Origin of the sequence: Lentzea roselyniae, assembly GCF_039537795.1 — a bacterium.
Classification (GTDB): domain Bacteria; phylum Actinomycetota; class Actinomycetes; order Mycobacteriales; family Pseudonocardiaceae; genus Lentzea; species Lentzea atacamensis.
In genome coordinates this window covers 234,356-254,061 of the sequence record NZ_BAABBE010000006.1, presented here as the reverse complement: position 1 = coordinate 254,061, position 19,706 = coordinate 234,356, and the positions used below count along the sequence as shown (strand labels likewise).

At 69.0% G+C, this 19,706-nt stretch carries 25 protein-coding genes; 7 read left to right on the top strand and 18 right to left on the bottom strand.

The features are described from left to right. Positions 1–258: 258 nt before the first annotated feature. From ABFX45_RS13245 to ABFX45_RS13225, 5 genes are read right to left on the bottom strand one after another with little or no spacing between them, the layout of a single operon-like run. The gene (locus tag ABFX45_RS13245) at positions 259–1,119 is read right to left on the bottom strand and encodes a DUF4349 domain-containing protein (protein ID WP_109629078.1); all 861 of its coding nucleotides are present in this window, start codon (positions 1,117–1,119) and stop codon (positions 259–261) included. 38 nt (positions 1,120–1,157) lie between these two features. Further along, positions 1,158–1,637 carry a type III secretion system chaperone family protein gene (locus ABFX45_RS13240; protein ID WP_346129985.1) on the bottom strand — a complete coding sequence of 160 codons (480 nt, stop codon included), beginning with the start codon at positions 1,635–1,637 and terminating at the stop codon, positions 1,158–1,160. A gap of 5 nt (positions 1,638–1,642) precedes the next feature. Next, positions 1,643–2,890 carry a D-inositol-3-phosphate glycosyltransferase gene (gene mshA, locus ABFX45_RS13235; protein WP_346129983.1) on the bottom strand — a complete coding sequence of 416 codons (1,248 nt, stop codon included), beginning with the start codon at positions 2,888–2,890 and terminating at the stop codon, positions 1,643–1,645. Beyond that, a complete protein-coding gene (locus ABFX45_RS13230) occupies positions 2,887–3,651 on the bottom strand; it encodes an alpha/beta fold hydrolase (RefSeq protein ID WP_346129981.1) in 765 nt (254 codons plus the stop codon). Before ABFX45_RS13230 ends, mshA begins: the two co-directional genes overlap by 4 nt. 43 nt (positions 3,652–3,694) lie before the next feature. Next, positions 3,695–4,834 (bottom strand): L,D-transpeptidase, encoded by a 1,140-nt coding sequence (locus ABFX45_RS13225; protein WP_109629085.1) that lies wholly within the window; start codon positions 4,832–4,834, stop codon positions 3,695–3,697. A gap of 93 nt (positions 4,835–4,927) precedes the next feature. Here ABFX45_RS13225 and ABFX45_RS13220 point away from each other — a divergent pair, with 93 nt between their 5' ends. Further along, on the top strand, positions 4,928–5,659 hold the full coding sequence (locus ABFX45_RS13220; RefSeq protein ID WP_346129978.1) for an SDR family NAD(P)-dependent oxidoreductase: 732 nt from the start codon (positions 4,928–4,930) through the stop codon (positions 5,657–5,659). Here ABFX45_RS13220 and ABFX45_RS13215 read toward each other — a convergent pair. Both ABFX45_RS13215 and ABFX45_RS13210 read right to left on the bottom strand, forming a co-directional pair. After that, positions 5,613–6,626 carry a chymotrypsin family serine protease gene (locus tag ABFX45_RS13215; RefSeq protein WP_109632821.1) on the bottom strand — a complete coding sequence of 338 codons (1,014 nt, stop codon included), beginning with the start codon at positions 6,624–6,626 and terminating at the stop codon, positions 5,613–5,615. The two genes, ABFX45_RS13220 and ABFX45_RS13215, sit on opposite strands and share 47 nt — an antisense overlap. A 76-nt stretch (positions 6,627–6,702) precedes the next feature. Beyond that, positions 6,703–7,803 (bottom strand): UDP-N-acetylmuramate dehydrogenase, encoded by a 1,101-nt coding sequence (locus ABFX45_RS13210; protein ID WP_233439091.1) that lies wholly within the window; start codon positions 7,801–7,803, stop codon positions 6,703–6,705. Here ABFX45_RS13210 and ABFX45_RS13205 point away from each other — a divergent pair. The 4 genes from ABFX45_RS13205 to purU are packed head-to-tail and all read left to right on the top strand — an operon-like array spanning position 7,802 to position 10,699. Further along, positions 7,802–8,290 (top strand): DUF2505 domain-containing protein, encoded by a 489-nt coding sequence (locus ABFX45_RS13205; protein ID WP_211337100.1) that lies wholly within the window; start codon positions 7,802–7,804, stop codon positions 8,288–8,290. The genes ABFX45_RS13210 and ABFX45_RS13205 overlap by 2 nt on opposite strands. Further along, a complete protein-coding gene (locus tag ABFX45_RS13200; RefSeq protein ID WP_346129975.1) occupies positions 8,269–9,075 on the top strand; it encodes a class I SAM-dependent methyltransferase in 807 nt (268 codons plus the stop codon). The genes ABFX45_RS13205 and ABFX45_RS13200 overlap by 22 nt, the downstream gene beginning before the upstream one ends. A gap of 9 nt (positions 9,076–9,084) precedes the next feature. After that, positions 9,085–9,810 carry a maleylpyruvate isomerase family mycothiol-dependent enzyme gene (locus tag ABFX45_RS13195; RefSeq protein ID WP_233439092.1) on the top strand — a complete coding sequence of 242 codons (726 nt, stop codon included), beginning with the start codon at positions 9,085–9,087 and terminating at the stop codon, positions 9,808–9,810. A 37-nt stretch (positions 9,811–9,847) separates the two neighbouring features. Then, a complete protein-coding gene (gene purU, locus ABFX45_RS13190; protein WP_346129972.1) occupies positions 9,848–10,699 on the top strand; it encodes a formyltetrahydrofolate deformylase in 852 nt (283 codons plus the stop codon). A gap of 4 nt (positions 10,700–10,703) precedes the next feature. Here the strand turns inward: purU and ABFX45_RS13185 are convergent, their stop codons facing one another. The 8 genes from ABFX45_RS13185 to ABFX45_RS13150 form a co-directional block, all read right to left on the bottom strand. Next, a complete protein-coding gene (locus ABFX45_RS13185) occupies positions 10,704–11,102 on the bottom strand; it encodes a YbaB/EbfC family nucleoid-associated protein (RefSeq protein WP_346129970.1) in 399 nt (132 codons plus the stop codon). An 8-nt stretch (positions 11,103–11,110) separates the two neighbouring features. Next, a complete protein-coding gene (locus ABFX45_RS13180; RefSeq protein ID WP_109629098.1) occupies positions 11,111–11,533 on the bottom strand; it encodes a hypothetical protein in 423 nt (140 codons plus the stop codon). Beyond that, positions 11,530–12,900 (bottom strand): PGAP1-like alpha/beta domain-containing protein, encoded by a 1,371-nt coding sequence (locus ABFX45_RS13175; protein WP_346129968.1) that lies wholly within the window; start codon positions 12,898–12,900, stop codon positions 11,530–11,532. The genes ABFX45_RS13180 and ABFX45_RS13175 overlap by 4 nt, the downstream gene beginning before the upstream one ends. A 23-nt stretch (positions 12,901–12,923) precedes the next feature. Further along, positions 12,924–13,721, bottom strand: a complete 798-nt coding sequence (locus ABFX45_RS13170; protein WP_109629102.1) for an ESX secretion-associated protein EspG — start codon at positions 13,719–13,721, stop codon at positions 12,924–12,926. After that, on the bottom strand, positions 13,718–14,254 hold the full coding sequence (locus tag ABFX45_RS13165) for a putative T7SS-secreted protein (RefSeq protein ID WP_346129965.1): 537 nt from the start codon (positions 14,252–14,254) through the stop codon (positions 13,718–13,720). Before ABFX45_RS13165 ends, ABFX45_RS13170 begins: the two co-directional genes overlap by 4 nt. Positions 14,255–14,321: 67 nt before the next feature. Beyond that, positions 14,322–14,726 (bottom strand): hypothetical protein, encoded by a 405-nt coding sequence (locus tag ABFX45_RS13160; protein WP_109629104.1) that lies wholly within the window; start codon positions 14,724–14,726, stop codon positions 14,322–14,324. Then, the gene (locus ABFX45_RS13155) at positions 14,723–15,166 is read right to left on the bottom strand and encodes a hypothetical protein (protein ID WP_109629106.1); all 444 of its coding nucleotides are present in this window, start codon (positions 15,164–15,166) and stop codon (positions 14,723–14,725) included. Before ABFX45_RS13155 ends, ABFX45_RS13160 begins: the two co-directional genes overlap by 4 nt. A gap of 54 nt (positions 15,167–15,220) precedes the next feature. Next, positions 15,221–16,195, bottom strand: a complete 975-nt coding sequence (locus ABFX45_RS13150; protein ID WP_109629108.1) for an aminotransferase class III-fold pyridoxal phosphate-dependent enzyme — start codon at positions 16,193–16,195, stop codon at positions 15,221–15,223. Positions 16,196–16,318: 123 nt separating this feature from the next. On the opposite strand from ABFX45_RS13150, the gene ABFX45_RS13145 reads away from it, so the two are divergent. Beyond that, positions 16,319–17,386, top strand: a complete 1,068-nt coding sequence (locus ABFX45_RS13145; RefSeq protein ID WP_346129962.1) for an LOG family protein — start codon at positions 16,319–16,321, stop codon at positions 17,384–17,386. On the opposite strand, the gene ABFX45_RS13140 is transcribed toward ABFX45_RS13145, so the two are convergent. Beyond that, complete coding sequence (locus tag ABFX45_RS13140; RefSeq protein ID WP_346129960.1) at positions 17,383–17,556, bottom strand: hypothetical protein; 174 nt, start codon at positions 17,554–17,556, stop codon at positions 17,383–17,385. The genes ABFX45_RS13145 and ABFX45_RS13140 overlap by 4 nt on opposite strands. A gap of 189 nt (positions 17,557–17,745) precedes the next feature. Further along, positions 17,746–18,294 carry a YbaK/EbsC family protein gene (locus ABFX45_RS13135; RefSeq protein ID WP_346129958.1) on the bottom strand — a complete coding sequence of 183 codons (549 nt, stop codon included), beginning with the start codon at positions 18,292–18,294 and terminating at the stop codon, positions 17,746–17,748. Between the two features lie 75 nt (positions 18,295–18,369). Here ABFX45_RS13135 and ABFX45_RS13130 point away from each other — a divergent pair, with 75 nt between their 5' ends. Continuing rightward, positions 18,370–19,128 (top strand): MerR family transcriptional regulator, encoded by a 759-nt coding sequence (locus ABFX45_RS13130; protein ID WP_346129956.1) that lies wholly within the window; start codon positions 18,370–18,372, stop codon positions 19,126–19,128. A 27-nt stretch (positions 19,129–19,155) separates the two neighbouring features. Here the strand turns inward: ABFX45_RS13130 and ABFX45_RS13125 are convergent, their stop codons facing one another. Next, on the bottom strand, positions 19,156–19,704 hold the full coding sequence (locus ABFX45_RS13125; protein ID WP_346129954.1) for a type 1 glutamine amidotransferase domain-containing protein: 549 nt from the start codon (positions 19,702–19,704) through the stop codon (positions 19,156–19,158). Positions 19,705–19,706: the final 2 nt, after the last annotated feature.

The following is a 19,706-nucleotide window of genomic DNA, read 5'->3' as shown; positions in this document are numbered from 1 at the left end:
GCACTTGTGAACGCAAGGATGTATCTGGGAAGTTGATACCGCCTCCGCGAGTCGGCTCCCACGCTTACTCGACGAGCGAGAGGCACTTCGCGCGGTTCGTCATCCCCGTCGGATCGCGTGGCCCGCTTGGGATCCGGAGGCTCCCCCCGTCCACGGACCCATGCAGCGGGGACCTTTGACGCGGGACGGCTCGAAGCGACTCCCCCTCTCTCCCGAGCCGTTCCGCGCTTCACAAAGGGCCACTCTCAGTAGACTTGATCATGCTGCTTCGTTCGTTCGAGTGACACGCTTCCGGCGTCGCAGCAGGTAGATCAGCGCCGTCACCGGCAACGCGAGCACCAGCACGAACGGCAGCACCGCGCCGATCACCACGGTGATCGCCTTGAGGACCGCGACCACCGCGTCCCACCCGGACAGGAACGCCGAGCCGAACCCGGCTTCCACCGGCGCGGGTGGTGCGATCGGAACAGTGCTGACCTGCACGGTCAGCGTCGCGAGAGCGACCTTGCCCTTCAGCGACTCGCTGCGCCGCTGCATCGACTCGAGCTCACTCTGCCGCTTGGTCAGCTCACCCTCGATCTGCGCGATCTCGGACGTCGTCCCCGCGCGCTCGAACAGCACCCGCAGTCGCTCCACGCTGGCCTTCTGCGTCGCGATCCGCGCCTCGACGTCGACCAGCTGGTCCGTGACGTCCTCGCTGCGCACCTCGCTGCGCGTGACCTCGCCGACCCCCGCGAGGTCCTTCACCACACGGTCCAGCTCGCTCGACGGCACCCGCACGGTGACCGTGCCGCGGTCCTTGGTCGAGTTCTCCTGCCCGGCGAACCCGCCGACGGCCTGCGCCTTGTCCTTCACCTGGCTGATGGCCTTCAGCACGTCGTCACTGCGCAGGTCGACGCTGGCCGTGCGCACCAGCTGCCGTTCCTGCTGCTGCACCGGCTGCACGGCCGCCGGCGTGTTCTCCTGACCCGGCTTCTGCTGCGGCGGCGCCACCTTCTCGTGCGCCGCCTGCGGTGACGCGGCGTCGTAGCTCGCCCCGCCCGTGTTCTTGCTGGCGCTGCACCCCGTCGAAACCAGGGCCAGCAACGCGACTCCCACCCACAGCACTGGTCTGCCCATGCACGTCTGACGGTCCTGAACGGACCAGGGGTTGCCGCCTAGTCCGAAACGAGATGTTGGAAAGCCTGAAGGTTCGCGAGCGACTCGCCGCGCGACACCCGCCAGGCCCACTCCCGCCGGATCGCGTCGGCGAACCCGATCTCCAGCAGCGGGTTGAAGTCCCCGTCGGCCGCCTCCAGCACCTGCCCGAGGACCCGGTCCAGCTCGTCCGCGGTCACCGCGTGCTTGCCGACCCGTCCGACCAGGTAGATGTCACCCTCGGCGTCGATCGTGTAGTGCACGCCGTAGAGCCGGGCGTTGCGCCGCAGCAGGAACCGGTAGACCTCCTCGAACGACTGGTCGGGACGCCGGCACACGAACGCCTCGACCACCAGCGCGTGCGCCGTCTCGACCAGCCACACGTTGGTCTGCAGCTTCTTGGTCCCCGGCAGCGTCACGAAGAACTTGCCCTCTTCACGACGGTCGTACTTCAGCTCGCGTTCGTCCAAAAAAGATTTGATCACATCGTCAAGGATCAAGCCGCTCAAATGAAAACCTCCCGGCGGAACACGTCTGCCGCCTCTTGGTACCCCGCCAGCAGGGCATCAGTCGTGCGGTCCCAGGAGAAGCGTCGCGCATGCCCCACGGCGTTGCTCGCCAGGTGCTCCCTCTGCGGTAACGCGACTGATCCGATCGCCGTAGCCCACGCGTCCGGCTCGTGCCCGTCCACGAGCACTCCGGACACACCGTCGTTGACGGCGACAGGCAGCCCTCCGACGGCCGCCGCGACCACGGGCGTCCCGCACGCCTGGGCCTCCAGCGCCACCAGCCCGAACGACTCGTTGTAGCTCGGCACCGCCATCAGGTCCGCCGCCCGGTAGACCTGCGCCAGCGCCGGCCCCGGCTGCGGCGGCAGGAACCGCACCACGTCGGTGATCCCCAGCTGCACGGCGAGCTCTTCCAGCGCCTTCGGCTGCTCCAGCCCGGAACCGGACGGTCCGCCGACGATCAGCACGACCAGCCGCGAGCGCAGCCCCGGGTCGCGGACCAGCATCTCCGCGGCCGCGCGCAGCAGCACGTCCGGCGCCTTCAACGGCTGGATCCGCCCCACGAACGCCAGCACGATCGCGTCCTGGGCGATCCCGACCCAGTGCCTGGCCTTGGCGCGGTCGCCGGGTGTGAACCTGTCCAGGTCGACACCGGGCGGCACCACGACGACCTTCGAGGCGTCCGCGTCGTAGAGCTTGATCAGCTCGCTGGCCTCGATGTCGGTGTTGGCCACGAGCCGGTCCGACTCGCCCACCACCTGCTCCTCGCCGATCACCCGCATCCGCGGTTCCGGCGCGTCCCCCTCGGCCAGCGCCAGGTTCTTGACCTTGGCGAGCGTGTGCGCGGTGTGCACGAGCGGCACGCCCCACCGTTCCCGCGCCAGCCAGCCCACCTGCCCCGACAGCCAGTAGTGCGAGTGGATGGCGTCGTAGTAGCCGGGCTCGTGCCGCGCCTCGGCGCGCAGGACACCGGCGGTGAACGCGCAGAGCTGGCCGGGCAGCTCCTCCTTGCCCAGGCCCTCGAACGGCCCTGCCGCGATGTGCCGGACGTGCACGCCGGGTGCCAGCTCGGCGACCGGCGGCAGCTCCGACGACGTGGCACGGGTGAAGATCTCCACCTCGACGCCCCGCTGGGCCATCCGCGTGGCCGTCTGCACGATGTACACGTTCATCCCGCCCGCATCACCCGTCCCCGGCTGCTCCAGCGGCGACGTGTGGACCGAGAGCACCGCGACGCGCTTCATCGGACCACCCGCTTCAGGTCGGCGGCGAACTGCTCCGGCCGTTCCAGGAACGGTGCGTGCGCGGTGTCGGGATACAGGCTCAACTCGGCTCCGGGGATCAGGGCGGCGGAGTACTCGGCGGCAGCAGGGGCGACCACCTCGTCTTGAGTTCCGTGCACCACCAGGGTCGGCACGTCGACGGCGGACAACACGTCAGCGCTGCCCACATCCCTGCGGAACAGCTCACCTCGCACTTTATGGCTCACGGCGGTCGCCGCGGCTGTGAGTTCGCCGACCGTCTCAGCTGGTAGCGCGGGTGCCATGGCCCGGCAGAAGTCCGCCATCGCCCCGTCGTCGGTGATGGCCGCCGGCAGAGCGGCGCGCATGACCCGCCCGGTCTCGCCTCCCCGGCGACCGCGGCCGATCTCGGTGATCGCGCTCACGAACACCAGCGCGTTGATCTTCGCGGTGCCGTGCGCACGCAGATAGTCGGTGATCACGAGCCCGCCGTACGACCACCCGACGACGGTCGCGGGCCCGGTGTGCTCCAGCACGGCGTTGAGATCCGCAGCCCACTGCGCGGAGTCGCGGTAGTCGCCGAAGTCGTCGGACTCGCCGTGTCCGCGCAGGTCAACGGCGTAAGTCCGGAAATCGGGAAGGTCCCAGACCGCCCCTGTCTGCGCCCAGCCGTGGACGAGCACCACCGGCGGCGCGTCAGGAGGTCCTGCCTCACGGACGGCCAGTCGTCCCCCGCCGGCCGCCGTCACGTGTGTCAGCTGCACACACGTGCAAACGACCTGGTCGGGGGACGCATTCCCGCCGGTCCTACTTCACCGCGGACTTGCTCTTCCACTGGTCCCACGGGATCTGCCAGTCGTACCAGTCGAACTGCGCCGGCAGGGTGGTGATCGAGCCGGTCACCTCGACCGGGTCACCCACCATCGCCGAGTCGAAGTACGCCTTGGCGTCGGCTTCCAGCAGGTTCGCGCAGCCGTGCGAGGTGTTGTTCTTGCCGATGTTGGACGCGTTGTCGTTGTTCTCGTGGATGAACTCGCCGTGGTTGGAGAACCGGACGGCCCACTTCTTCACGACGTTGGTGTAGCCGTAGCGCGGGTTGTCGAACGACCACGTGTCGTGCTTCGACATGACCACGAACGTGCCGTTCGGCGTGGTCAGCTCCGGGTCCGCGTCCTTGCCGAACGACGCCGGGTACGAGGCGACCTGCTGGCCGTCGCGCAGCACCACGAGCTGGTGCGTCGGGTTGTCGATCTTCACGACCTGGTTGCGGCCGATGGTGAACTCGCTGGTCACGTCGGCCTTGCCGAACGCACCGCCGCCGTAGTTCACGCCGTAGAGCTTGGCCTCGACCTTGATCTGGGTGTTCGCCGGCCAGTACTTCTCCGGCCGGTAGTGCACTTCCTGCGCGTTGAGCCAGGCCCACGAGCCGGTGACGTTCGCCGAGTTGGTGACCTTGAGCGCCTTCTCGACGGTCGCCTTGTCCTGGACCGGTGCCTCGAACTTGACCATGATCGGCGCCGCGACGCCGACGGTCTGGTTGTCGCCGGGCCAGAGCGTCGCGCGGGTCTGCGAACCGGGTGCGACGGTCGTGAACGAGCCCTTGAGCTCGACCGGCTTGCCGTTGGCGCCGACGGCCTTGCCTGAGTAGCTGTACGTCTTGCCGTAACCCAGCGGCTCGGCGATGGTCCAGCCGGACTTGTCCTCGGTGAGGGTGCCCTTGACGTCCTTGCCCTCAGCCGACTTCAGCGCGACGGACTCGATCGTCCCGTCCACCACGGTGACCTGGACCTGGGACGTGACCTGCACGTCCTTGGTGCCGTCCGCCGGGGACAGGGTGACCTTCGCGTCCGGCTTCGAGGTGTCCGAGTTCGGTGAGCCCGCCACCACACTCGAGCAACCGGTCAGCAGCGTCAGCCCGGCGACCAGCGCGACAAGTGTTCTCTTCACGGTTTCGACCTCCCACCATGGTGGACGTTCAGGACCACGTGACGGTGCGAGTGACGTCGGTCACACCCGGTGCGGGAGCCTACGATCGAAGCCGTGAATCGACCTGTCGCAGTAGTGACCGGAGCCAGCGCCGGCATCGGTGAGGCCACCGCCCGGCGGCTGGCCGCCGAGGGCTTCCACGTCGTGCTCGGCGCACGTCGCCTGGACCGTCTCCACGTTATCGCGAAGGAGATCGACGGAACCGCGCTCGAGCTGGACGTCACCGACCAGGCCTCCGTCGCCGCCTTCGCCGACGGGGTACCCGAGGCGAACGTGCTCGTGAACAACGCGGGTGGCGCGCGGGGGCTGTCGACCGTGGCCGAGGGTGATCCGGACGAGTGGCGCTGGATGTGGGAGTCGAACGTCCTCGGCACCCTGCTGGTGACCAAGGCGTTCATCCCGAAGCTCATCGCGTCCGGCGACGGGCACATCGTCTCTGTGACGTCCGTCGCCGCACGTGATGCGTACGACAACGGTTCCGGCTACACCAGCGCCAAGCACGCGCAGTCCGCGTTGCACCGGACGTTGCGCGGCGAGCTGCTCGGCCAGCCGGTGCGGGTCACCGAGATCCTGCCGGGCATGGTCGAGACGGACTTCTCGGCCAACCGCTTCGGCGGCGACACCGAGCGCGCGGCGAAGGTCTACGAGGGCCTCACACCGCTGAGCGCCGACGACGTGGCGGACGTGATCGCGTTCGCGGTCACCCGGCCGTCCCACGTGAACCTCGACGAGATCGTGCTCAAGCCGCGGGCTCAGGCTTCCGCGACTCGGGTACACCGGGTGTGAGCAGCTCCACGTCCAGCTGACGCAGGACGGGCTCGATGGGGTTCGCGAATCCCGTCGAGCCCGACCCGGCGACGTACAGGCCCACGACGCGGTTGTCGGCGTCCACGAGCACCGCGCCGCTGTCGCCCTGGTCGCCGAAGCGTTCGGACGAGTGCACGCGGACCTGGTCGCGCAACGTCCTGACGCCAAGGCCGTCGCCGAAGTCCAGGCGCAGGGTCGCGTCCGTGGACGCGATCACGCCGTACGTGAGTTCCGTGGTGCGGCCGCGTTTGCGGACCGTCGAGCCGATCGTGGCTCGCGCCGTGCCGGTGACCGCGCCGATGTCGAGGATCTCCGCGCGGAACGGCCGGGCGCCCATCCTCAGGCCCGCCGCACTCACCGATCCCGCGAGCGCCGCCCGGTCGAGCACCGCGACCTGGTCGGCACCGGGAATACCACCGTCCACTCTGGACGGATGCACGAACTCGTCGCCCACCGACCACGAGTCGTCCACGCAGCCGACGTGGAAAGTCGTGAGCCCCAGCACCTTCCCGGGTTCGTCGTTGGTCACCACGAACGCGCCGAGAGTGCCGGCGATCACGTACTCACCGGCTGTGGGCACCTCCGGCGGCACGACCCTGAACGACCGGGCCGGGCCGATGCTGATGCCGCCGCGCAGCACCGGATGCCGTTCCACCCCAACGGGTCGCACGTCCGCGGCGCGGGTGATCCTGGCGCGGTGCAGCACGATCGACTCCGCCACGACGTCGGTCGGGACGCCGCTGACCTCCGCCGGTATCTGCTGCGGATGGTCAGGTCCCTTGGCACACACGTAGACCACGATCGCGACCCGGCCCGTCGGGCGTCCGCCGGTGTACTTCTCGCCGATGTCGACGCCGATCACGCCGGGCCGGGACAGGAACTCGTCTTCGACCAGGCGCTTGATCGGCCGGACGACCTCTCGCGCGTTGTCGTCGAGGTAGCTCATGGCGACCTCCATTCCACCCCTACCTCAATGAAACACGCCGGGTAGCGGTTGGTCACACGGAGTCACCCGAACAGCCCTAGAGCTGAACGCCTACGAAGACCGGTTCCGGGTGCAGTTCCACGCCGAACGCCGCCCGCACGCCGTCGCGCACCTCGCGCGCCAGGTCGAGCAGGTCCTCGGTGGACGCGCCGCCGCGGTTGGTGAGCGCCAGCGTGTGCTTGCTGGACAGCGCCACCCGGCCGCCGGGACCCTGGTGGCCCTTGCGGAAGCCCGCACGTTCGATCAGCCACGCGGCGGAGAGCTTCCTGAAGCCCTGCCCCGCCGGGTAGGTCGGCACGTCGACGTCGGCGCCGAGACGTTCGGCGATCCGGATCAGCACGCCGGCGAACGTGGCGTCGTCGATGATCGGGTTGGTGAAGAACGAGCCGGCGCTCCACGTGTCGTGGTCGGCGGGGTCGAGCACCATGCCCTTGCCGCGGCGCAGCTCCAGCACCGCCTTGCGGGCCTCGTCGGCCGGAACGCGATCACCTTGCGCCACACCGAGAACGCGCGCCAGCTCGGCGTAGCGGATCGGGGCGGACATGCCGCCGGCGGTGAGCGAGAACCTGGTGCGCAGCACGACAGCGTTGTCCGTGCCCTTCAGCACGCTGGTGCGGTAGTCGAGGCCCAGCTTGGCAGCGGGCACCTGGTGCACCTTGCCGCTGCGCCGGTCCAGAAGATCCACCGACTGCAGCACCTGGGAGATCTCGACGCCGTACGCGCCGACGTTCTGCACGGGCGTCGCGCCGTTGAGACCGGGGATGCCCGACAGGCACTCGAGGCCGCCGAGTCCCTGCGCGACCGCCTCTGCGACGACCGCGTCCCACTCCTCGCCGGCCTCGACGGTGAACTGGACGATCCCGCCGCCCAGCGGGTCGAGCCGGAAGCCCTTGGTGGCGACGTGCACCACGGTGCCGTCGAAGCCGCCGTCCGAGATCACGAGGTTCGATCCCCCGCCGAGCACGAGGACCTTCTCGTCGTCGTCGGCGTCGGCTGTTCGCACGGCTTCGACCAGCTCGGCTGCGGTCGTGGCGTGGACGAACCGCGCGGCCGGGCCACCGAGTCGGAGCGTGGTGCGCTCGGCCAGAGGTACGGACTGCGTGGTGGTCACAGGCGTCAACGGTAGCCTCCGCGACATGGCACGCCGCATCGAGCACCACACCACGTCACCCCATTCGGCGGAGAAGGTCTTCGGCGCGATGGTCGACGAGACCTATCTGCGGGACCGGTTGGCCGCGATCGGCGGCAACGACGCCGAGCTCGTGACGTTCTCGTCCGTGGACGGGAAGACGTCCTACCAGCTCAAGCAGGGTGTGCCCGCGGAGCACCTGCCGTCGATGGCCAAGTCGCTGCTGGGCGGCGACCTCGTGATCCAGCGCATGGAGAACTGGGCGGCGGGCGCGGGCACGGTCGAGGTGACGCTCAACGGCGTACCCGGCCGGCTGGACGGTGCGTTCACCATCACGGACAACGGTTCCGGCTCGAAGGTCACCCTCACGGGGGAGGTCAAGGTCAGCATCCCGCTCATGGGCGGCAAGCTCGAGAAGCTGATCGCCGAGCAGGTCGCGGTGCTGCTCGACAAGGAGAGCGAGTTCACGTCGGAATGGCTCGCAAACCGCGGCTAGCGGCCGGCCGGGCTCGTGCGCTCGGCCTGCCGACGCGCGGCACGACCAACCCGAACCGCCTGCGCAGGGTCGACCGGTGGATGACCGGGACGCTGTCGTCGTTCTTGACCGAGGCAGCCGACCCGCTCGTGGTCGACCTCGGGTACGGCTCGTCGCCGATCACCACCGTCGAGATGGCTCTGCGCCTGCGCACGGTGCGTCCCGACGTGCGCGTGCTCGGGCTGGAGATCGACACCGACCGCGTCGAGGCCGGCAAGGCGGTGGCCGACCCGCCCTGGCTGGACTTCCGCCGCGGTGGCTTCGAACTGGCCGGTGCGCGGCCGGTGTTGTTGCGCGCGTTCAACGTGCTGCGCCAGTACACCGAGGAGCAGGCGTTCGAGGCGTGGGACACGATGCTCGGCCGCATGGCTCCCGGTGGGTTGATCATCGAGGGCACCTGCGACGAGATCGGCCGCCGGTGCACGTGGGTGACGCTGTCGTCCGACGGTCCCTTGCGGTTCACGCTGGCGTGCAAGCCGTCCGGGATCGAGACGCCTTCCGACCTCGCCGAGCGGCTGCCCAAGGCGCTGATCCACAAGAACGTGCCGGGCGAGCGCGTGCACGCGCTGCTGGCGGAGCTGGACGCGTGCTGGGCGACCGCGGCACCGTTCGCCTCCTTCGGGCCTCGCGCGAGGTGGGTGGAGTCGGCGCGGTTGCTCGCTTCGCGGGGCTGGCCGGTGCTGGACGACCGGCGCCGATGGCGGCTCGGCGAAATTACGCTCGAATGGGCGGCAGTCGCGCCGTAGGGTTTCGTCGTGGACTTCGTCGCGGAGATCGAGAAGCAGGCTTCGTTGATGCGTTCGGCCGCCGTCGAGGCAGGCCAGGACGCCGCGGTCCCGCCCTGTCCCGAGTGGACGGTGCTGGACCTCGTGCGGCACCAGGCCGCGGTGCACTCGTGGGCGGCGAAGGCGATCGCCACCGCGCCCGAGGCGGGCCTGCCGGAGTGGCCGAAACCGCCGCAGGAGTTCGACGAAGCGCTCACCTGGTGGGACAACGAGCTTTCCGTGCTCCTCTCCCGGCTGCGCGACACACCCGCGGACCGTCCGGCGTGGACGTTCGACGGCACGAACCGCGCCGGCTGGTGGGCACGCAGGCAGGCGCACGAGACGTCGATCCACCGCCTGGACGCCGAACTCGCCGCCGGTCACGACGTGCCGACGCTGCTGTTCGACTCGGAGTTCGCCGCCGACGGCATCGACGAGTTCCTCACCGTGATGGTGCCCCGGCAGCTGCAGAAGGGCCGCAGGATCTCCGGAACCGGCCGACTGCTGGTGCACGCCGCCGACGCGGGCCGCACGTGGGAGGCGCGGCTGACCGAGGGCGAGCCGCTGGTCGTCACCGCCGTGCACGACTCGGCCATCGACTCCGACGCCACCCTCGCGGGCACCGCCGACGCGATCTACCGCAGGTTGTGGGGCCGCCCGAGCCACGCGATCGTGTCCGGCGACGAGTCGCTGTTGGCGGCGCTGCCGAGGCCGTGAATACTCATGCGGCGTGTCATCGCCTGAGCGTCGCTATGTGATCACCTTCGGCTGCCCGGACCGCACCGGCATCATCGCGAAGATCTCGTCGTTCCTCGCGGAGAACGGCGGCTGGATCGTCGAGGCCGCGTACCACACCGACCCGGAGACGAGCTGGTTCTTCACGCGCCAGGAAGTCCGCGCGGACTCCCTGCCGTTCGGCGTGGACGAGCTGCGCTCCCGGTTCGCGGAGGTGGCGGCGTCCCTGGGCGCGCAGTCGACGTGGACGGTGACCGACACGGGCGCCCGCAAGCGCGTGGTGATCCTGGTGTCGAAGGAGGGTCACTGCCTCTACGACCTGCTGGCCCGCGTAGCGACCGGCGAGCTGGACGTCGAGGTGTCCGCCGTCATCGGCAACCACCCGGAGCTCGGCGAGATCACCCGCGCCCACGGCATCCCGTTCCACCACGTGCCGTTCCCCTCGAACGATCCGGAGGGCAAGCGGGCAGCGTTCGCGCAGCTCCGCCAGCTCGTGGAGAAGCACGACCCGCACGCCGTGGTCCTGGCGCGCTTCATGCAGATCCTGCCGCCGGAGCTCTGCGCGGCCTGGTCGGGCCGCACGATCAACATCCACCACAGCTTCCTGCCGTCGTTCATCGGCGCCCGGCCGTACCACCAGGCGCACCGCCGCGGTGTGAAGCTCGTCGGGGCCACCTGCCACTACGTGACGGCGGACCTGGACGCGGGGCCGATCATCGAGCAGGACGTGCTGCGAGTGGACCACGGCGACTCCGTCGCGGACATGGTGCGCAAGGGGCGGGACATCGAGAAGGTCGTGCTGGCGCGCGGGCTGCGGTGGCACCTGGAGGACCGGGTGCTGGTGCACGGGAACCAGACGGTGATCTTCTGAGTCTTCACCAGCTCTCCTTGCGGTAGACCGCCTTCTCCGCGAAGTCCTCGTCCTCGGGTTTGGTCTTCTGCTGCTCGGGCGCCGGCGATCCGGGGACGGACACGTCGGTGTCCAGCTCGTTCGCGTGGCTGCCGGTGACGTGGCGGAACTCGTCGAGCACGTTCGTGGCGGCCTGCTCGCGAGCAGTCCTGGTGAGCGCGAGGATCCTGGTGGCCAGCTCGGTGTTGCCCTCGATCTTGAGGTCCAGCAGGGCGCCGTTCGGGGCGACTGTGACGGTGACGGACTTGTCCTCGGTCGTCACGGTCGTGCCGGCGGACTCGAGGTTGCGGCGGAAGGCGGCGGCGTTGCGCTGGAGTTCGGCGGTCTTGGCCTCGAAGTCGGCGAGCCATTCGTCTGGGGTCATCGTGGTGCTCATTTCTTCTTCGGGCGGGGGCCGTACTTCTTCTCCAACGCGGCCGTATCGCTCACGTCCACCTGTTCCAGGCTGATCTGTGGGTGTGACGGCTCCGCGCTCCACACACGCACGGACATCGTCGGCCCACCAGGAGGCGTGACGCCCAGCCAGTAGTTCCGTTGCGCAATTTCCATCAGCTTTCCAGGCATGTCCGCCGGATTCGCGTCGGAGCTGAGCGTGACGTTGACGCTGATGCCTTGCCCTTGGTCGATTCCGTGCACGTAGCTGTACTCGGCATCGGCGACGCCTTGTTGCTGCTTGACCTCCGCGACCACCTTCTTGCCGAGCTCGTCGTACTCCTGGTTGTACTGGTCGGTGATTCCGCAGGCGGTGAGCGACAACGCCGTGACCAGCGCGAGGATCCTTCCCCCGATTTTCAATTGACGCCCTCTCGAGTCACCCGATATGTGCGAGTTTCGGCTTGCGAACCGTTCGTGAACGCTCCGAGACTGTCGCGGTATCTGGCCACCGCAGGGTCGTGGTACGTCTTCGAGCCGGGGTCGCTCAGCTGCCGAGCAGCTTCCGAGTAGTTCTCCTCGATGTTGTGATTCTTGAAGTCCCCGTAGTTCTGGTCGAACTTCACCGTGGTCCGGTTCGCCGTGTCCGGGTTGTCGGCGGCATCAAGCCGCGGCACGATGTCGTTCCGATTCTCGAGGGAGAGCATCTGCACGTTGGCCGGCACGTCGATCCGGCCCACCGGAGACCCTGCGGTGACCACATGGGTCACGTTGTAACCGCTGGCGACCAGGTCCGGCGTCGACTGCGCAGCCACGATGCCACCCTGGCTGTGTCCGAGCAGCATCACCGGTTTCCCGTCCGTCGCACCCGCCATGCGCAGCGCTTCTTCGATACCCTTCTGCAACACGGTTCGATTGCCCGCCATGGCGTCCACGTTGACACCGGTGTCGTTCGCGCTTTCCACCACACCTGGCGGATTCCAGTGCTTTGTCCCCGGGATGTCGACCACATAACCGGTCACTTCATTCTGTGCGTTCTTGATGATGCGCACGTCGATGTTGGCCGGATCGACAGGTTCATCCTTGCCTCTCGGTTCAAGCACATCGGGCTTGTTGCGCATGGCAAGCCCTTCCATCAGGTCGTGCAGATCCTTGGGCACATCAGCGTGCGGGTGGCTGCGAGAGGGTGTCACGACCGCGTTGCCATCAGGGTAGGTGGCGGCCAGCAGGTCGAGCGTGGTGGCCAAATCCACCGGAATGCCGAGCGAGGAAATCATTCCCGGCGTCATGCCTATCAGGTTGTCGACCATGCCGGGGTGGTCCATCAACCACTTCATCCAGTCGCCGTCGTAGTTGGCGTGGACATCAGCTGCGATCGCACCGCCGGTGAGCAGGGCGGTTGCGGCGGCGACCGTCGGAGTGGCCGTCACCGCCTTGCCCGCGAACCACCGGGAAACCTCGAGACTCTTCGCCGCCAACTCGTCGGCCATCTCATAAGCGATCTTGCTGGCTTTCAGCGCTTCACCACGGAGCCTGATGCCCGCCGACGTGGCGGTGAGTCCGTGCGGTCCGTCCAGCGCGACAGCCATGGCCGCCTCGAACTTCACCACGCCGCCGGGATTCAGCAACGACGACGCGAGCACGTTGGGCTCGACCAGAAACTTGTGGCCAGCCGCAGCGATCTTGAGGGTGTCCTCCCCGACCTCGTCGGTGAGGCGGCTCAGCGCAAGCAGGTCGTCGCACTGGACGGTCGTGCTCTTCATGCCGCCGGAGACGTCGACGTTGGTCACGCCGGGGGGCTTTGCGGGTTCCGTCATGCCAGTGCTCCCGCCACCGCCGGCGCCACCCAGGTGCCGAGGTCCTCGCGTTGGGCCGGTTCGATGCGCACCATGCGGCGCCCCGAGCCGTCCGGCTCCGGATCGAGGCCACTCCAGCCGCCCGCCGTGTGCACCCAGTTGACCTGCGACGTGCCGTTGGCCGAGATGACGAGGCAGCGCAGGGCGCCGTCGGCCTGGTCGGCGACGTTCTGCGCCAGAGAGGCTTCGGCACCGGACAGCTTCAGCTCGGCCAGCACCGCGGCAGGGGCGTCCGGGTCGGCGGCGCGGAAGAGCCTGGCCGCACCCATCTCCTGCAACGCCTTCAACGGCAACCGGCCGCGGAGTGGCTCTGCCTCGTGGCTGCCGCCGAGCCGGGATTCGAGGCTCGCGCCGGCGCGGTCTGCCTGCGGCACGGCACGGATCAGCTCCTTGCCGAGGTCGGTCGACGCGAACATGGACAGCTCAACTGCGCCGTCGCCCAGTGCGAAGAGCGAGGCGCCCAACGGGCCGTTGACCGCGTGGACGCTGTGCGAGCTCTTGTCGCCGATAGAGGCGATGGTGTCCAGCATGACCATAGGCCCGGCGAGGATCTGCAGGTTGCGCTCCACCGACGGATGGACCTCCGCCTCGTCACCGACGCCGGTCACGACGCGCTTCTTGGTGAGGTCTGCTTCGGCGGGGCCGATCTGGACGTCGGCGGGCATCCAGTCGGGCGGCAGGTCGACGCCGGTCTTCTCCACCAGGTAGGCGAACTCCCGCGCGGAGAGCACGAGCCGATGCGGCGCGGGGGTCATGCGGGCACGCCCTGACCGCGCATGTACTCGCCGACCTCGAGCCACGCCTTGTCGCCCTGCGGCGGCAGGTTGTCCGGGCCCCACTTCCAGCCGGTCCACGGTGGCTGGGGAGGCTGCGGTGGCTGCCCACCGCCGAAGCCGAGAGCGTCGGCGACGCCGTTGGCGATGTCCTTCACGGCGTTGTTGAACGCGTCCACGGCCCGGTTGAACGTGTCGATCGCGCTCTTGAACCAGCCGGTGACGGCCTCCGCGATCCGCTTGATCGCGGCGATCATCTCGCGGACCTCCTGGGCGTGCTGCCGCAGCACCGCAGCGGCGCCGTCCAGGCCATCGGCGGTCTGGAACAGCTTGCGCTTGTCGCCCTCGATGGTCTCGCGGCACCGATCGGCCGCCACGGACTTCCAGTGCATCGTCCGCGCCTTGTCGTTCATCTCGGTGCCATGCGTGCGGACCGACTCGGCGCGCTTTTCGATCTCGCTCGCGATGCGGTCCAGCTCGTCCGGATTTCCGTACACCCCGTAGCCCCCGTTCACTCGCAGTGAGCGAACCACAACGGGGTGCTAACTCGCAGCCCGGACCGGGAAAGATGAGCGGAACTACTCAGCGGCCGGGATCCAGCTCACCCGCCGTCGAGCGCGGCCCGTACTTGCGTTCCATCTCGACCAAGTCACCGAGCTTGAACCTGACGTCGGAGCTCACGAGCTCCGCGCCGGCAGGGCTGGTGAAGCGGACGCGGAACTCGACCCGGCGACCGGTTCCCGTCCAGTAGTCGCGCTTGACGATCTCCATCGCCTCGTCGGCCTTGGCCTTGTCCTCAACGGTCGCGCTGACGCGGAGGCGCTGCCGGTGGTCCATGTCGGCGCTGTGCTCGACGGACACGGCCTTGGCGCCGGGCAGGGCTTCGAGGTCGGCGGTGATGCGGTCGGCGAGATCTTCCACCGTGTCGTCGCTGGTGCTGCACGCGCTGAGGCAGCAGAGCAGCGCGAGGACGGTCAGGCGCCTCATCGGGTGGCCTCCGCGGACGGACGCGGCCCGTACTTGGCCTCCAGCTCGGACAAGTCCTGCTCGCGGTGGAAGTCGATCTTGCCGGTGCGCACGGCCTTCCCGGATTCGGGCTTGTCCGCGTACGGCGGGTCGGCTGTCGTGTGGACGGCATAGCCGAGGCTGGAGCATCGTGGCCCGGCGCGCCAGCAATCGCGTTCGGCGATCTCCACCAGTTCGTCGACCGCGGCGTCCGTGATCTTGTCCGCGTGCAGCATGACCTCGACGGACAGGACGTTGCCCTGGTCGAGGCCGTGCCGGTACTCGTACTGCGCGGCGGCCACGTCCTGGCGTTGCTTCCAGTCGGCCACGATCTGCTTCCCGACGGCGTCGATCGCCGGATCGAAGCCTTCCAGCACGCTGCATCCGGTCAGCAGCATGACGATCGGCAGAAGTCTGAGCACGGCGCACCCCCACCCTGGATCTTGGCAGGGGTGCGCCGGACGTGCCGGGCGAGCTCAGATCTTGGCCGCGGCCCTCCCGACGGCCTCGATCAACCACCCGGCGTCCGCGGCCGTCATGACGGCAGGAGGGGTGAAGCTCACCGTCCGCCCGCGGAAGTCGGCGAGCACGCGCGATCGCAGCAGCTCGCCGGTGAACACGTCGGCGGCGTGCTTGTCCGGCAGCTCGACGCCGAGCAGCAGGCCGCGACCGGAGGCGTGGGCCTTGCCCGCGGTGACCGCGCGCAGGCCCAGCAGCAGCTCGTCGCCGAGCACTGAAGCTCGTTCGACGAGGCCGTCGGCGGCGGTGACGCGCAGGCAGGCGTTCACGGCGGCGGAGGCCAGCGGCGAGACCTCTTCCGGGCCGCGCCACAACGGCACCTCGACGGCCGCCGATGCCACGACGGCGGCTATCGGGAGCACGCCGCCGGAGAGGCCCTCGCCCACCAGGAGGATGTCCGGGGTCACGCCGTCGATGTCGCAGCCCCACCACACGCCGAGGCGGCCCAGGCCGGTGCGCGTTTCGTCGACGATCAGCAGCGCGTCGTGCTCGCGGCACACCTCGGCGATCGCGCGCAGGTAGCCGGAGGGCGGGAACGAGGCGGCGCGGACCGGTTCGACGAGGACGCAGGCCGGTGGGCCGGAGGCTAGAACGGCACGTAACGAGTCGATGCCGCCGTACGGGACTTCGCCGGTGGTCAGGACGCGTGGGCGGCCGTTGGCCTGAGCCAGGGCTACGGCGAACTGGGCGGCCTCCGACGCCGACGGGAAGACGTGCACGTGGTCGAGACCGTTGGGGGTGACGAGATCGAGCATGAGGCGGTCCAGCAGGGACGGCCGGCGCACCTGGCCGACCACGGCCTGCACCACCGCCGGGTGGGCGTGGCCGAGCAGAGGAACTCCGTAGCCGCCGCAGTCCAGGTACTCGACGCGGTGGGGATCTACCACTCGGGCGCCACGTGCGGCGCAGCCGGTCAGCTGTTCGGTAGCCATTGCGGGGAACCTTTCCTGGGCAGCGCGGCCCGCGGCCGCTCGACGGACGACGAGCGGACCAGTTCCCACTACTCATTCGGATTCGGCGGCGCGTTGGTTCGCCCGAGGCATAGGCTTTTTCCCGTGCGGATCGAAATCACCGACCTGGACCAGCTGAGAGCCGAGTCCGACCTGCGCAAAGCGGTCATCATCGGGCTGGACCTCACCCGCGAGGACGTGCGGGTCCCGCTGGACGGGGCGCTGCTGCTCGGCTGCACCCTCAGCGAGACGATGCAGCGCCGGGCTGAGGCCGCGGGAGCGTTGATCTTCCCGGTCATCCCCGACCTGCCGTACGAGGTGTACCGGTCGTCGCTCTACACGCCGGCAGAGCTGTTCGCGGGCTTCGACCCCGCCGACCCCAAATCGTACGCGGACACCCCCGACGCGGTGATCTACCGGCACAGCAAGCAGCAGGGCCACCACCCGGACCCGCTGCACGCGCTGGCCGAACGCCTGCACGACCACTCGATCACCGAGGCGCTCGACGAGGCGCTGACCGGACAGCCGGTGGCGGTCATGGGCGGGCACGCGCTGGCCCGCGACTCGGACGGCTACCGCAACGCGGTCGAGCTCGGCGGCGCGCTCGGCAAGGCCGGCTTCACCGTGCTGACCGGCGGCGGACCCGGCGCGATGGAGGCCGTGCCGCTGGGCGTCCGGCTCGGCGAAGCCGACAAGGACGTGCTCGACGCCATCGCGCAGGCCCCTGGCTTCGGCCACGACGACGAGTCGATCGGCCGGTGGCTCGCGGCGTTCCCGGACATCCCCAGCTTCGAGAGACCTCGCACGATCGGCATTCCGACCTGGTTCTACGGCCACGAGCCGCCCAACCCGGCCTGCGAGCTGCACGCGAAGTACTTCGCGAACTCGGTGCGCGAGGAGGGCCTGCTGACCGTCGCGACCGGCGGCATCGTCTACACGCCGGGCAAGGCGGGCACGGTCCAGGAGGTCTTCCAGGACTTCACGCAGAACTACTACTGCAGCGTCGGCCCAGCCGCCCCCATGGTGTTCCTGGGCAAGGCGTTCTGGACCGACGAGGTCCCGGCCGCACCGCTGGTGCAGAAGCTCGCGGCGGGCCGGGAGGCGGAACAGTGGATCCTCGTCACCGACGATGTCGATGAAGCGGTGGAACTACTGGTGAAGTACCAGTCCTAGCTCTGGAACGGGTGCTCGCGGTCGTAGGTCCTGGGGCTGCCGCTGGGGCCTGCGTTCGACGGCGGCGTGCCCTTGACCGCCTCGTTGATCTCCCAGTCGGGCGCGGCGAAAGCCGTGCCCGGCACCAGCACGCTCATGGCGGCCGTGATGGCCATGGTCAGAGCAAGCATCAGCTTGCAAGGACGCGGCCGTCGTGGTGTGGGACCTCATGTCCGAGCAGCGGGCCGCCCCCTGCCGACCGCTCACTCCGGTCCGGTGAACACCGTGCTGTTCGACGCCGACGGCGACCTCACGTCGTCCGGCCCGGACCCGCGGGTGATCAGGTGGGGAGCTCGACCCGGAGCTGGTGATCAGCAGGCTCAGCGCGCCATGTCCTCGATGATCTCGGCGCCCGGAAGCTTCGCCAGCACGTCGCCGGGCACGAGGATCTTGCTGCCGCGGATGCCGCTGCCGACCACCAGTTCCGGTGCCGCGGCGACCTCCGGCGACAGCAGGATCGGCCAACCTGCGGGCAGTCCGATCGGTGTGATGCCGCCGTACTCCATGCCGGTCAACGACACGGCGTCGTCCATCGGCGCGAACGACGCCTTGCGCGCGTCGAGGCGCTTGCGGATCACACCGTTGACGTCCGCGCGCATGGTCGCCATGACCATGCAGGCCGCATAACGGAGCTCACCGCCGCGCTTGCCGGCGACGACGACGCAGTTGGCGGAGGCGTCGAGCGGCGAGCCGTAGTGCGCGCAGAACTCGGCGGTGTCCGCGAGCGTCGGGTCGATCTCGGCGACCGCGAGGCGTTCGGGATCAGGCAGCGCCTTCACCGCGGCGGCGACGGGTTCGGCCAGCAGGTGGAAGCGGGAGAGCACGGGTACGGGTTCCAACGATCCAGCGATGGTCCACACGTCGACCATCCTGCCAAACTCGGTTTGACCTTGACGTTACGTCAACCCTTACCTTCGAAATCAAGCGCGAAGGGGGAACCGGAAATGGCCTGGTCGATCGCCCAAGTGGCCCGGATGTCGAAGGTGACGTCCAGGACGCTGCGGCACTACGACTCGATCGGGTTGCTGCCGCCGGCCTGGGTCGGTGACAACGGCTACCGCTACTACGAGAAGGAGCAAGTCCACCGCCTGCAGCAGATCCTGCTGCTGCGCGACATGGGCCTGGGCCTCGACACGGTCGCGGAGCTGCTGAACGGCAAGCACGACCAGCTGACCGTCCTGCGCAACCACCACCGGTGGCTGCAGGAGGAACGCAAGAGGCTGGACCGGCTCGCCGGAACCGTCGCGCGGACGATTGCCGAACTGGAAGGAGGGGACGAGGTGAAGCTGGAAGAGCTGTTCGACGGCTTCGACGCGTCGAAGCAGGAGCGCTACGAGGCCGAGCTGGTCGAGCGCTACGGCGAGGGTGCCAAGGAGCACATCGCCGAGAGCAAGCAGAAGATGAAGAACTGGACGCGTGCCGACGCGGACGACTTCATGCAGCAGTGGCAGGACATCGCGCGTGATCTCGGTGCGCTGTTCACGGGGGGCACGGCGATCGACGCTCCGCAGACGCAGGAGGTCATCGACCGCCACTACCGCTGGATCTGCCTCAGCTGGACGCCGAACCGGGAGTCCTACACGGGCCTCGGCAACCTCTACGTCGACTCGGACGAGTTCCGGGTGAACTTCGAGGTCAACGGCGACAACATGGCCGAGTGGGTTCGTGACGCCATGGCGCACTACGCCCAGACGCGTCTCTAAAAACTGAACGGGGGCTGCAGACCCCGTTCAGTCCAGGCCGAAGGCCTTCAGGGCCTCGCGGTTGAACGCCGGCAGGTCGTCGGGATTGCGCGACGTCACGAGCGTCCACCCGTTCATGTCGCAGACCCGGACCTCCTGGTCGGCCCAGTCGCCGCCCGAGTTGCGGATGTCGGTCCGCAGGCTCGGGAACGAGGTCAGCATCTTGCCGCGCACAACGTCGGCCTCGACCAGCAGCCACGGCCCGTGGCAGATCGCCGCGATCGGCTTCCCGGCCGCTACCAGCGCCTTCACCAGCTGAACGGCGTCGGAGTCCATTCGCAGGAAGTCCGCGTTGGCCACACCACCGGGAATGACCGCGCCGTCGTAGTCGTCGACGGAGGCATCGGCGTAGGTGGTGTCGACCGGGAACGAGTCGGCAGGCGTGAGGTGGTTGAAGCCGCGGACCTCACCGAGTTTCGGCGCGATCAGGCGCGGCACTCCGCCGGCCTTCTCGACGTGCGTCCACGGGTCGGTGAGCTCGACCTGCTCGATGCCCTCCGTGTCGACCAGGAATGCGATCTTCTTCTGTTCAGCCATGC